Source organism: Mycobacterium sp. ACS4331, from assembly GCF_001667265.1.
Classification (GTDB): domain Bacteria; phylum Actinomycetota; class Actinomycetes; order Mycobacteriales; family Mycobacteriaceae; genus Mycobacterium.
Window position 1 is genome coordinate 57,541 of record NZ_LZHW01000006.1, and the last position, 12,924, is coordinate 70,464.

10 protein-coding genes are annotated in these 12,924 nt (G+C 68.6%); 6 read left to right on the forward strand and 4 right to left on the reverse strand.

The genetic code is table 11. The features are described from left to right. The first annotated feature begins 300 nt into the window (after positions 1–300). The 6 genes from A5727_RS01165 to A5727_RS01190 are packed head-to-tail and all read left to right on the forward strand — an operon-like array spanning position 301 to position 7,987. Positions 301–1,953: an ABC transporter substrate-binding protein gene (locus A5727_RS01165; protein ID WP_082949522.1), complete on the forward strand. Its 1,653-nt coding sequence runs from the start codon at positions 301–303 to the stop codon at positions 1,951–1,953. Continuing rightward, a complete protein-coding gene (locus A5727_RS01170) occupies positions 1,950–2,918 on the forward strand; it encodes an ABC transporter permease (protein WP_068243132.1) in 969 nt (322 codons plus the stop codon). The genes A5727_RS01165 and A5727_RS01170 overlap by 4 nt, the downstream gene beginning before the upstream one ends. Further along, positions 2,915–3,769, forward strand: a complete 855-nt coding sequence (locus tag A5727_RS01175) for an ABC transporter permease (RefSeq protein WP_231991907.1) — start codon at positions 2,915–2,917, stop codon at positions 3,767–3,769. Before A5727_RS01170 ends, A5727_RS01175 begins: the two co-directional genes overlap by 4 nt. Further along, positions 3,766–5,388 carry a dipeptide ABC transporter ATP-binding protein gene (locus A5727_RS01180; protein ID WP_068243135.1) on the forward strand — a complete coding sequence of 541 codons (1,623 nt, stop codon included), beginning with the start codon at positions 3,766–3,768 and terminating at the stop codon, positions 5,386–5,388. The genes A5727_RS01175 and A5727_RS01180 overlap by 4 nt, the downstream gene beginning before the upstream one ends. A 47-nt stretch (positions 5,389–5,435) precedes the next feature. Beyond that, positions 5,436–6,773, forward strand: coding sequence for an LLM class flavin-dependent oxidoreductase (locus A5727_RS01185; protein WP_068243158.1), 1,338 nt, complete (start codon positions 5,436–5,438; stop codon positions 6,771–6,773). Beyond that, positions 6,770–7,987: an acyl-CoA dehydrogenase family protein gene (locus A5727_RS01190; protein ID WP_068243138.1), complete on the forward strand. Its 1,218-nt coding sequence runs from the start codon at positions 6,770–6,772 to the stop codon at positions 7,985–7,987. Before A5727_RS01185 ends, A5727_RS01190 begins: the two co-directional genes overlap by 4 nt. Before the next feature lie 609 nt (positions 7,988–8,596). Here A5727_RS01190 and A5727_RS01195 read toward each other — a convergent pair. The 4 genes from A5727_RS01195 to A5727_RS27750 form a co-directional block, all read right to left on the reverse strand. Beyond that, positions 8,597–9,136, reverse strand: coding sequence for a hypothetical protein (locus A5727_RS01195; RefSeq protein ID WP_068243162.1), 540 nt, complete (start codon positions 9,134–9,136; stop codon positions 8,597–8,599). Positions 9,137–9,268: 132 nt separating this feature from the next. Beyond that, on the reverse strand, positions 9,269–10,333 hold the full coding sequence (locus A5727_RS01200) for a DNA topoisomerase IB (protein ID WP_068243141.1): 1,065 nt from the start codon (positions 10,331–10,333) through the stop codon (positions 9,269–9,271). A 96-nt stretch (positions 10,334–10,429) separates the two neighbouring features. Beyond that, positions 10,430–12,283, reverse strand: coding sequence for an alkaline phosphatase family protein (locus tag A5727_RS01205; RefSeq protein WP_068243143.1), 1,854 nt, complete (start codon positions 12,281–12,283; stop codon positions 10,430–10,432). Positions 12,284–12,378: 95 nt separating this feature from the next. Next, the coding region (locus A5727_RS27750; protein WP_197507548.1) for an Rv0361 family membrane protein at positions 12,379–12,924 on the reverse strand (546 nt) is incomplete at its 5' end.

The following is a 12,924-nucleotide window of genomic DNA, read 5'->3' on the forward strand; positions in this document are numbered from 1 at the left end:
CCCGTCCCTCCCGTGAATTGATCAAGTCCCGGCGATTCTTACCCAGGACTCGGAGGTCACACGGCCGATCAGGCGAGATTGCCGTAGAGCACCTCCACAAAAAATCCCCCCGATCCAATCCCTCGCCCCGTAACCCTCCTTACGCAAGGCTTGCGCGGTCCCCAACTACAGCGGGTCGTCCCGACGTGCCGAACGCACTGCTGAAACACCGAGAGCAGCACCAGACGCACCCGAAGGCCCGCAAGAACACCGCACGACTCCCCGACACAGGCGAGTCACCTGACCCGAAAGATCCACTCAGTGAACAGTTCGTATCGTCGTGCCGTACCGAGTGCCCTCGCGGCCGCCCTGCTGCTGGCCGGCTGCGGCAGCAGCAGCGACACCGCCAGCGACACGACCGACGGCACCCCCGTCGTCGGCGGCTCCATCGTCTACGCCACCGACCGCGAACCCACCTGCCTGGATCCGCACAACTTCGGTGACATGCCGCAGACCTACGTCGCGCGCCAGTACCTCGACAGCCTGGTCTCCGAGCGCCCCGACGGCTCCGTCGTCCCCTGGCTGGCCGACTCGTGGGAGGTCTCCCCCGACGGCCTGACCTACACCTTCAACATCAAGGAAGGCGTGAAGTTCCACGACGGCACCCCGCTGGACGCCGAGGCCGTGCACGCCAACTTCGTGCAGATCCTCGACCCGGCCACCGAGTCGGCCACCGACGCCGGCTACCTCAAGCCCTACTACGAGTCCTCAAAGGCACTGGACGCCAACACCTTCGAGCTCAAGCTCAAGACCCCGTATTCGGCTCTGCTGCCGGTCCTGTCGCAGGCGTTCTTCGGCATCGAGTCGCCTGAGGCCATGGCCCGCGGTCTCGAGGAGAACTGCCAGTCACCGGTCGGCACCGGACCGTTCATCGTCAAGGCCTGGAACCGCGGCCAGAGCGTCGAACTCGAACGCAACCCGGACTACAACTCCGCCCCGCAGGACGCCAAGCACCAGGGCCCGGCCTACCTGGAGAAGATCACCTGGAAGTTCATTGAGGACGGCTCGGTGCGCGCCGCCGCGGTGCAGGGCCGCGACGCCGACATCATCTTCAACCCGCCGCCTCAGCAGGTCGCCGCACTGAAGGCCGACCCCAATCTGGCCACCCAGGAGTTCACCCACACGGGCCTGCCGAACGGCATCGCGCTCAACACCACTCGCGCCCCCTTCGACGACACGAAAGTGCGCCAGGCCTTCATCCACGGCGCCAACGCCGAGGCCGCCGTCAAGAGCGCCTACCTCAATGTCTATGAATGGGAACCGGGCCCGATCTCGTCGACCACACCGCACTTCAACAAGGATCTGCGCGGCTTCTACGAATACGACAAGGACAAGGCCAACACGCTGCTCGACGAGGCCGGTTGGACCGCGCGTGACGGAGACGGCTACCGCACCAAGGACGGCAAGCGCCTCACGGCAGAACTGGTGTACTCGGCCGACACCGGCGACACCCCGCCCGCGGATGTGACGCTGTTCCAGAACATTCAGGCCGCGGAGAAGGAGATCGGCTTCGACGTCGTCCTCAAGCCGCTGCCGCAGGATCAGTACTTCGCGGCGTTCAGCGACAAGGACGCCTACGACGGCCTGACCGGCGCCTACTGGAACAGCCCCACCCCAGCGGTGCTGTCGATCGTCTACTCGACCGACTCGCTCAAGGCCGCCCCCGGCAACAACATGAGCTGGGTGCAGAACCCGAAGATCGATGACCTCGTCAGAAAGGCCGCCGCCACCACGGATCCCGCTGAGCAGCAGCGCCTTTACGGCGAAACGCAGGACATCGTCGCTGAGCAGGCCTACCACCTGGGCCTGTACCCGGTGGTCACCCGCCTGGTCGCGAAGAAGAAGCTCAAGGACGTCTGGATCGAACCGTCCGAGGGCGAACCCGTCCTGCACGACGCCTGGCTGGCCCCGTGACCCTGGCAGCACCTGCCGCCCGCCGCACCCCTGCCGGGGTGCGTCGGGTGCTCGTCCGCATCGCCGGCGTCCTCGGCGTGCTCTGGGGCGCAGCCACATTGACCTTCATCGCCGAACTCCCGATGCCGGGCGACCGGGCGCAGACCATCCTCGGCGGCGCGGGCTCGCGCCCCACCCCGGAGCAGTTGGCCGCGATCAACGAGCAGTACGGTTTCAACGACCCCGCGATCGTGCAGTACCTGCGCTTCCTGGGCGGGCTGCTGCGCGGTGACCTCGGCACGTCCTACATCCTCAAGCAGCCCGTCGCCGACATCATCGGACATCACCTCGGCCCGACGCTGACGCTGACCCTCGTCTCGCTCGTCGGCGCCTGGGTGGTCGCCGTGACGGTCACGCTGCTGACCGCGCACCGGAGCCGCTGGCTGTCCAGCATCGGCTCGGGCATCGAGATCTTCCTGGCCTCGCTTCCCCAATACTGGCTGGGCATCGTGCTTCTGGTGGTCTTCGCGATCCAACTGCGGCTGCTGCCGGTCGTCGGCGACGACGGCCCGGTCGGCCTGATCCTGCCAGCATTGACGTTGGCGCTGCCGCTGGCCGGCTACCTGGGTCAGGTCACCCGCGACGAGTTCTCCTCGGCCATGGAGCAACCGTTCGCGGTCTCCGCGCGCGCCCGCGGCATGAGCGACTGGGGAGTGCGCTGGCGCCACGCCCTGCGCCACGCGATCCTGCCGGGGCTGACCCTGTCGGGATGGGCACTGGGGTCACTGTTCTCGACGGCGGTGATCGTTGAGTCGGTGTTCGTCCGCCCCGGCCTTGGCCGTGTCCTGGTCGACGCCGTCACCAGCAAGGACATGCCCGTGGTGATCGGGGTGACGCTGTTCGTCGCCGCGGTCTACGTGCTGGCCAACCTGCTGGTCGACATCGGCTTCGTCCGCGTCGACCCGCGGCTGCGGAGGGCCCGGTGAGCATCACCCTGTCCCCCACCACCAGCACCACCGCCGCAAAGAAGCGCAGGTTCCGGCCCGCGGCGATCCTGGCCTCGGCGTACCTGGCGCTGATGCTGGCCTGGGCCATTGCCCCGGGCGCGTTCACCAGCGGCACGCCGTACGAGACCGACATCGAAACCCCGCTGCGGCCACCATCTCCTGAGCACTGGTTCGGCACCGACGCCTCGGGCCGCGACATCTTCACCCGCGTGGTCTACGGCACCCAGAGCTCACTGGCCATTGGCGTGGGTGCGACGGCCCTGGCCCTGCTCGCCGCGATCATCCTCGGGTTCGGCGCGGGCCTGGGCGGCCGGTTCGCCGACGGCGCCATCAGCCGGTTCATCGAAGTGGTGCTGTCGATTCCGGGTCTGCTGCTGGCGCTGCTGTTCATCGCGATGTTCGGCCCCGGCGTCGTCACGCAAATCCTCGCGGTCGCGATCGGCTCGGCCGTCGGGTACGCCCGCATGGTCCGCGGGCAGGTCATCGCAGTCAAGGACTCCGGATACGTCCACGCCGCAACGGCTCTCGGGCACTCCAGCGGAAAGATCATCCGGCAGCACGTGTTCCCCAACGCCATGCGCCCGCTGGTGGTGCTGGGCACCATGGGCATCGGCCAGTCCATCGTCTGGGCGTCGTCGCTGAGCTTCCTGGGCCTGGGCGTCGCGCCGCCCGCCCCCGAGTGGGGCGCGATGCTCAATGCCGGCCGGGACTTCGTCTCCACGGCCTGGTGGCTCGAGCTGTTCCCCGGCCTGGCGATCGTCGGCTGCACGCTGGCCGTCACCGTCGTCGGCCGCCACCTGCAGCAGCGACTCGAAGGACGACTGCAATGACCGAGCTGCTGAACGTCGAGGACCTGACGGTCTCCTTCGGCGACCGCGACGTCGTCCGGGGCCTGTCCTTCCACGTCGAACCCGGTGAATGCTTCGCCATCGTCGGCGAATCCGGCTCCGGCAAGAGCGTCACGGCCCGCACCATCCTGGGCCTGGCCGGACCCACCGCCACGGTCAAGGCCACTGCCCTCGATCTCAATGGAAAGTCCCTGCTGGGCAACAGAGATCGGGACTGGCGGCGCATCCGCGGCCGCGAGGTCGGCTTCGTCCTACAGGACGCCCTGGTGTCACTGGACCCGCTGCGCAGGGTCGGCGACGAGGTCGCCGAAACCCTGCGCCTGCACAAGTACGGCAACAAATCAGCCCGGCAGCGCAAAGTGCTGGAACTGCTCGAAGCCGTCGGCGTTCCCGAGCCCGAACTCAAGGCCCGCCAACTGCCGGGCGAACTCTCCGGTGGGCAGCGCCAACGCGCCCTGATCGCCTCGGCGATCGCGCTGGACCCGTCGCTGGTGATCGCCGACGAACCCACCACGGCCCTCGATGTCACGGTCCAGGCGCAGATCCTGGATCTGCTCGCCGCGATGAAGGACACGGGCACGGGCCTCGTGCTGATCAGCCACGACCTCGCGGTGGTGAGTCGCCTGGCCGACCGGGTCGCGGTCATGCGCAACGGCGTGCTGGTGGAGCAGGGCTCGGTCGACGAGGTGCTGGCCGCACCGTCGCACCCGTACACGCAGGCACTGCTGGACGCGGTCCCTGCCGCGCACCGCAAGGGCACTCGGCTCTCACAGCAACCGGCGCGCGCGGTGCACGGCACGCGGCACACCGATGAGGGCGTGCTGCTGCAGGCCCGCAACCTCGTCAAGCGCTTCCGTGGGCCCGACGGTGTCGAACGCACCGCCGTGCACGACGTCTCCTTCGAGATCGGTGTCGGCGAAACCCTGGGCATCGTCGGCGAATCCGGTTCGGGTAAGACCACCACGGCCCGGATGGCGCTGGCACTCACCCAGCCCGACGAGGGCACGGTGCACCTGCTGGGCGAGCCGTGGAGTGAGCTCACCGAGACGGAGCGTCGCAGCCGGCGGCGTCGCATCTCGGTGGTGTACCAGGATCCGCTGAGCTCGTTCGACCCCCGCTGGAGCGTGCGGCGCATCCTCACCGACGCGCTGCCCGCCGAGTACTCCGACGCCAAGGCCCGCGACCAGCGCGCCAGAGAACTGCTCGACGACGTCGGCCTGGGTTCCGAGCATCTGGACCGTCGGCCGCTGCTGCTCTCGGGTGGGCAGCGTCAGCGGGTGGCGATCGCCCGCGCGCTGGCGCCGGAGCCGTCGTTGATCGTGTGCGACGAACCCGTCTCGGCGCTCGACGTCACGATCCAGGCGCAGGTGCTGGATCTGCTGACCGACCTGCAGGACCAGCTAGGTCTGAGCTACCTGTTCATTTCCCATGACCTGGGCGTCATCCACCATGTCGCCGACCGTGTGCTGGTGATGCGGGAGGGCCGCGTCGTCGAATCCGGCACGGCCGAGGACATTTTCGACGCACCACAGGACCCCTACACCCAGCAGCTGCTGGCCAGCCTGCCCGCCCCCGAACCCACTTCAGGAGCCGTACTTTGACATTTGAAAAGAAGCCGACACGCCAGATCATCCTCAACGCGTTCGACATGAACTGCGTGACGCACATCGTGGCGGGCACGTGGCGTCATCCCGAGTCTCAGGCCCGCCGCTACAAGGACATCGAGTACTGGACCGACCTGGCCAAGGTGCTGGAGAAGGGCCTGTTCGACGGGTTGTTCATCGCCGACGTGCTGGGCATCTACGACGTGTTCGGCGGCGGTCCCGAGACCGCGCTGCGCACGGGCGCACAGGTTCCCGTGAACGACCCGCTGCTGGTGGTCCCGGCGATGGCCGCCGTCACCAAGCACCTAGGCTTCGGGGTCACCGCCGCAACGTCATTCGAGCACCCATACTCGTTCGCCCGTCGCATGTCGACGCTGGACCACCTGACCAAGGGCCGGGTGGGCTGGAACATCGTCACGGGCTATCTGGAGAGCGCGGCACGCAACCACGGCCTGGACACCATCACGCCGCACGCCGACCGTTACGACATCGCCGACGAATACACCGAAGTCCTCTACAAGTTGTGGGAGAGCTCCTGGGAGGACGACGCGGTGGGCAGCGACCCGAACCGCGCCGAGTACGCCGACCCGGACAAGGTGCATCCGATCAACCACGAGGGCAGGCACTTCCGGGTGCCGGGCATCCACCTGTGCGAGCCGTCGCCGCAGCGCACCCCGGTGCTCTACCAGGCGGGCGCCTCGACACGGGGTCGGCAGTTCGGCGCCGAGAACGCCGAGGTGATCTTCATCGGCGCCCCCACCAAGGAGGTGCTGCGCGACGCCGTCGCCGACATCCGGGCCCGCGCCGCGGCCGCCGGGCGTGACCCATACGACGTCAAGATCGTCAACAGCCACGTCGTCGTCACCGGCGAGACCGAGGCGGCGGCGCAGCAGCGCTACGACGAGTTCCGCAGCTACACCGATCCCCAAGGCGCGCTGGCGTTGTGGTCGGGCTGGCTGGGTACCGACCTTTCGCAGTTCTCGTTGGATGACCCGGTCGAGGTCACCGACAACGAATTCCTCAAGTCGTCGGTGGAGATGTTCGGGCAGGGCCAGTGGACACTGCGCGACTTCATCGACCAGCACGCCATCAACGTCGACGGGGCCATGGCCATCGGCTCCGCCAAACAAGTCGCCGACGATCTGCAGGAGTGGGTCGCCGAGACCGACGTCGACGGCTTCAACCTGACCAACGTGATCACGCCCGGAACGTTCGTCGACGTCGCCGAGCACGTCATCCCCGAACTGCAGCGCCGCGGCGCCTACAAGACCGAGTACACCGAAGGGACGTTGCGGCACAAGCTGTTCGGCCGTGGCCCCCGACTTCCCGAAACCCACCGTGCGGCCAACTACCGCCATGTCACCCAGGAGGCAACCCGATGACCGCCATTTCCGCCGAGCCGCTCACTTATGGGTCGGAGCCCCTGGCCGAGCTGATCGAGCAGATCGGTGAGGGCGCGCTGGAGCGCGAGCGCACCGGCGAGCGCCCGTTCGCCGTGATCGAGCTGATCAAGCAGTCGGGGCTGGGTGCGCTGCGGGTGCCGCGCGAGTTCGGCGGCGGCGGGGCGACGCTGCGGGAACTGTTCGCGACGGTCATCGCGATCGCCACCGTCGACGTCAACGTCGCACACATCCTGCGCGGGCACTTCGCGCACATCGAGGAGCGGCTGCGGCTCGACGGCGAGCTTCGCCAGCAGGGCATCGATCTGGCGTTGAGCGGCAAGCTGATCGGCAACGCGTCCACCGAGATCGGCTCGACGCCCGCGGGCGGGTTCACCTGGCAGACCAGGCTCACCGCGGACGGGGACAACTATCTGCTCAACGGCAGGAAGTTCTTCACCACCGGCACGCTGTACTCCGACTACGCCGAGGTGCTGGCCAGCGACCCCACCGGTGCGTCGGTGATCGTGCTGGTGCCCACCGACCACCCCGGCGTCACCGTGCTCGACGACTGGGACGGTATGGGCCAGCGCGCCACGGGCACCGGCACGGCGATCTTCGAGAACGTCCCGGTGCGGGCCGAGGAGGTCATGGAGTTCGCGCCGCCGGGCGCCGACGACGAGGAGCAGTCTCTGTACCTGTCGGGTGCGTTCTTCCAGTTGTACGTGACGGCGCTGGAGGTCGGCGTGATCCATGCCCTGCGCAATGATGCTGTGACGCATGTGCATTCACGCGCTCGCAGCTTCGCGTGGGCGCCCAACCCGGTGCCGGCCGATGATCCGCTGCTGCAGCGGGAGATCGGCGAGATCGCCGCCGCGGCCTACGCCGGTGAGGCCACGGTGCTGGCCGCCGCCGACGCGCTGGCCGCGGCGTTCCAGGCCGACGTCGACAAGACCGACCCTGACCTGGCACTGGCGCATGAGGCGTCGCTCCAGGCCGCGAACGCCAAGATCGTCGTCGACGCGCTGGCGCAGAAGTCGGCGTCGCAAATCTTCGACGTCGGCGGCGCGTCGATCGTGCGGCAGGCATACCTGCTGGACCGGCACTGGCGAAACGTGCGCACCCTCGCGTCACACAACCCGTCGTCGTACAAGGCGGCGGCGGTCGGCGCCTACTACACGCGCGGAACGTGGCTTCCGGGCAGCGGCTACTTCTGATCAGTGGGTGCATCGGGCGGGCGGGGGCGTGCGGCTGAGGTTCGGCTTCGGCTCGGCTCAGCCTCTGAGCTCCGGGACCTATATCCCAAATGCCCGCCTACGAGCGAATTGCACCTTGGGCCGCCCCGCGCACCAGTCAGAATTCGCTCGTAGCCGGGCAAATGAGACACACACCTGGGTCTGCGGAGGCCGCTGGGTCTCCGGACCGGGAGCCGCACAGGCTTCGGGTCCGGACGGACGCCGCCAAGCCGCACAGGGCTTCAGCCCCAGACGAACGGCGCCAGGCCGCACGAGGCCGGTGACTCCGCGACCGGAGCCGCACAGGTCGGTGAGTTCCGCGGCGGGAGCCGCGCAGCCCTCGGGTCCGGACCGACAGCACCGAATGGCGTATTCCGGAGCCCGCGCGTAGGGACCTGCTCCTGAATTGCCCGGCTACGAGCGAATTTCGATTCGGGGCGCGGAGAGGCAGTGGGCAAATTCGCTCGTAGCCGGGCAATTGAAAGAGGCACCTCTCCCCTGGCAAGCCCGCCGCTCGCGGTGTCGCCTGGCCGGAGGGCTATTCGGCGAAAAATGCAGGGCCAGAGGACGCAGCGCCGCCGGGTGCAGCGACTACTTCTGATCGGGCGGGTGCGGGCCCGCACATGGCGGCGGCCAGGTGTGCGTCCCGCCGCCCGAGCGGGGCTCCTGGCCGGGTTGTGACGAGTACCGCATGTCGGGCTGGGAACGGGCGGCAGGGGTGATCACCACCGAGATCCACACGATGGTCAGCGTCGCCGCGGCCAGCCCGCCCGCCGCCGTCGACACCAGCAGCGACGCGTCGGCACCGCTGGTCTGGCACCACCAGAACGCCGCCGCCGAGGCCACCGCGGTGAGCCCCGACAGATAGGCCGCCGCCGAGGCCCAGCCGAATCGGCGAAGCCGCAGCGCGGCGGTCGAACAGAACGCGGAACCGGCCGCCAGCACCGCCGCCACCAGCGGCAACCCTGCGCCGTGCCCGATCACCTCGGTGACGGCGGCCAGGATCAACACCACCACCGACACCGCGCCGGTGCGCCGAACCGATGAGCTCAGATGGACCTCGTCCAGGACCCGCTGTTCGATGTGGCGCAGGGTCGCCTCGATCGATTCCTTCGATCGCAGTCGAAACACGGCGCCCACCTCCTCTGAAGCTCTCACCGAGGATAGTCGCGCCAAACGACGTCGAAGTTCCCACTGCGCGAGCGGACGGCCCGGGATGCCTCTGCGCCGAGATCCATCCACATCGGCACACCCGCGGCCACCCTATGCCGCGGTCGGCATCGGCTCCCCCTGCGGCCGCCGTGACGGCGCACTGCCCTTGCCGACCCGGTTGATCAGGGTGCGCGTGGCCTTCTCCAGGATGGCCTGCGCGGCGGCCGGTTCGGACTCCTTGGCCGCGCGCCGCACCGCGGAGGCGATGGTCAGCCCCTGCTCGTACCCGGCCACCACCCGCGGATCGACATAGGACCCGCGCGCCACGGCCGGCGTGTTGCCCAGTTCCTCGGCCACCTCCTTCATGACAGCCGCCTCGATCTTCTTGGTCTGCCGCTTGGAGGTGGCGGGATCGGCATCCCCGAACGCCGCCGCGCCGAGCACCGTCCCATGCCAGGTGCGCAGGTCCTTGACGCTGTACTCGTTGCCCACCATCTCCTTGAACCGGGCGTTGAGGTCAGAGGCGTGAATATCCGTCCAGCCGTTGGCCGCTCGGCACGCCAGCAGGCGCTCAGTGCGAGAACCGCGCTTCAGCAGGGCTTTCACCGCGCGCGACACCTCGGGATCCTCAAGTTCCAACTGCCGCTGCACCCCGCTCTTGGCGGGGTAGTCGAACACCACCGCCGACCCACGCACGTCGACGTGCTCGCACAGCAGCGTGGCCAGGCCGTAGGACTCGTTCTCCTCGGCGTACTGATCACCACCGGCGCGGAAGTAGCCCCGGTCCAGCAGATACAGCGCCAGCGCCAGCACGCGTTCGCGGGTCAACCCGCGCCCGGCCAGATCCTCGGCGACCTGCGCGCGCCATTCGGGGAGGTGCTTGGACATCTCGAGCACCCGGTCGAACTTCTCCTCGGCCCGCTCCTGCTGCCAGCGGACGTGGTACAGGTACTGCCGACGCCCCGCCACATCGGTGCCGACGGCCTGGATGTGCCCATTGGCGAACGGGCTGATCCACACCTTTTTCCAGGCAGGCGGGATGACGAGGTCCTTGATCCGCTGCAGGGTGGCGTCGTCGGTCAGCGGCGAGCCGTCCGGTCCGGCGTAGGCGAACCCCTTACCGCATCGCCGCCGGGTGATGCCGGGCGCCGTCAGGTTGCTGCGCTTGAGCCGCATGCCGTCGGGGATACCCTGCGGCGACGGGCTTTATGCCGCCCAGCGGGCGGAGGTGTCGGATTCGCTGGAATCCGCGCGGTCACCGCTTTAAGGAAACTAGACCGCGATCGCGGCCTCGGGCCACAGGATCGGGTCGGCCGACTCCCGCAGTTCCGACGGCGCCGACGGCGGGATGACGCCCGCGCCGGTCAGCCGCGCGACGATCTGTGCGATCACATCCGTCACCGCGAACAGCGCATCGCCGATGAGCTGAACCGGGATGACCACGACGGCGGCCAGCTGGCTCACCACGGGGATGCCCTGGCTGGCGATGTCGTTCAGCTGCGACGTGATGGAGTTGGTGATCTGAACCACGAAGTACGGGATGCTCGTGAAGATCGTCCGCACGCTCAGCGTGAAGGTGGTCGCCGGATCGGGCCAGCCGTAGCTGTCGATCTGCTCCTGAAGCGCCTGCTGCAGATCATCGGGGTCGACCTGGCCGCCGCTGCGGTCCATCAGCGGCTTGCCGTCCGCGTCGAGGGTCGGGTCGATGCCGAACAGCTTCACCACGGTGGGCGTGACGTCGACGATCTCGTAGCCGAGGTTCATCTCGCCGACGCCGAAGCCGGGACCGTCGGCGATGACGAATGCCGATGTCTCACGCGGTGATTGGAACCCGTGCCCGAAGCCCACCTGCGGTTGGTGGCCGTGGTCGGTGACGACGATGATCGTCCACTCCTCGCAGGCGCCCGCCGCGCAGCTGGCGGCCTCACGGGCGCGCACGGCGTCCACAATGGCGCCGAGGTTCTCGTCGGTGCGCGCCAGGGCGTCGGCGTACTGCTGTGAATCGCCGCCGTGCGCGTGACCGGCCTCGTCGACCTGCACCAGATAGGTGAACAGGAAGTTCGGCACTTCTTCGTAACCCGCCTCGGTGCCGAGGATCGACTTGATGGCCTCCTCGGTGACTTTGGCGTCGGTCTGTGACCAGTCGCTGTCACCGGCGACCTGGCCGATCAGCACCACGTCGTCGGCGCCATAGGTGCCCGCGTTGGCGATGTCGGTGATGACGTCCCAGTCGGCGATCACCTTGGTGCGGATGTCCGGGTTGGCGCCCTCCAACTGGTCGAACACCGTGGGCCACTTGTTGTACGGCGCCGGGTTGAAGATGTTGTTCACCACGCCGCTCTTGTTGTCCCACACGCCGGTGAGGATCGCCGTCCACGACGGGTTGGAGATCGTGGTGTGCCCGGCGATGCTGGTCGCACTCGTGGTGCCGGAGTTCATCAGGTCGATGAACTTGTCGTTGGTGTCGGGATCATCGAGGATCTTGCTGAGGTTGACGCCGTCGACGCCGATCACCAGCACGCGTTGCGTTGGCGCAGAGGTGGTTTGGACCGCGGCCTCGGGCGCACTGTCGGCGCGGCGGGTGGTGGAGACGGCTGTCGTGTTGGCGCCGGCCAGGGCGAACGGCAGCAGCGGGCTCGGCTGCGACGGCGCCTTGACCGGAGCCGGCTTCGGCAGGGTGGGCAGGCTCTTCAGGAACGCGGTGAGCGCCTTGGCCGGCGTGCGCCGTTCCTCACCGACCCGGACCTCGACGCTGCGGCGCAGGGTGGTCGACGCGTCGGCGATGGAATCGACTGCCCGCGAGATCCCCTTGGTGACGTCCAGGCGCTCGATGTCGCGGTCCCTGTCCTTGGCGGTGCGCGCCGCCTCGACCGCGGCGGCCAGGCGCTCACTGCGTTCGGCGACGTCGGCGCGGACCTTGAGCCGTTCGGTGACGACGGCCCGGCGCTGCTCGCGCAGGGACTTGCGACCCGCCGCGCCAGAGCTGGAGCTTGCGCTGGAGGCCGAACTTGAACTGCCGGAACCCGAATCGGTGTCCGTCTCGGCGTACGCGACGGCGGCGCCGGCGATCGAACCGCCACCGGCGACCGCGCCGGCCACCGCCACGCCAAGGCAGATCTGCTTCATCGTCGTCACGGTGTGCCTCCAAAGGCTCGGCGGTGCGGAGTTTTGGAGAGGTTACAAAGCTTGTGACGATCGCGGGGGCGTTTTTGCCGAGTGCGTCAATCTCCGGCGGGGTTGCACAGCTTCCAGGTGTCACCTTCACGGGTGAGGGTCAACGTCACGGCGGGCATCGGCGGCCGGGTGACGTCGACGGTCGCCGTGTTCTCGACCAGCGAGATCGCACCGATCTCGACGGCCGCGCGGGTGCCGGGCGTGATGGGTTCGGCGTTCGGATCGCCGTCGGCGCCGTCGGTGAATTCGGCGGCTTCGGCCGCGCACATCAAGGTTGCCATCTTGGGCGTGTCCGCCGAGTCCGAGGCCGCGGCGAAGTCCGTTACGGTCTGGCGGATCTGCGCAAGTTGCGCCTCGGTCTGGCTGTGCCGGTACCAGGCCACGCCGCCGATCGAACCGCCGATCGCCAGCAGCGCGACCGCAGTGCCGGCCGCGATCCAGATACCCCGGCGTCGCCTGGGCTTCGGATGCTGGGGAGGTTGCGGCATCGGGAGGTAGACCGACGGCGCGACGAGGACCGGCGGGACGTTCGACGCCCGGATCATCGGCGGCGGCAGGGGCGGCGCGGGCCGCAGCGGCATGGGCGGCGCGCG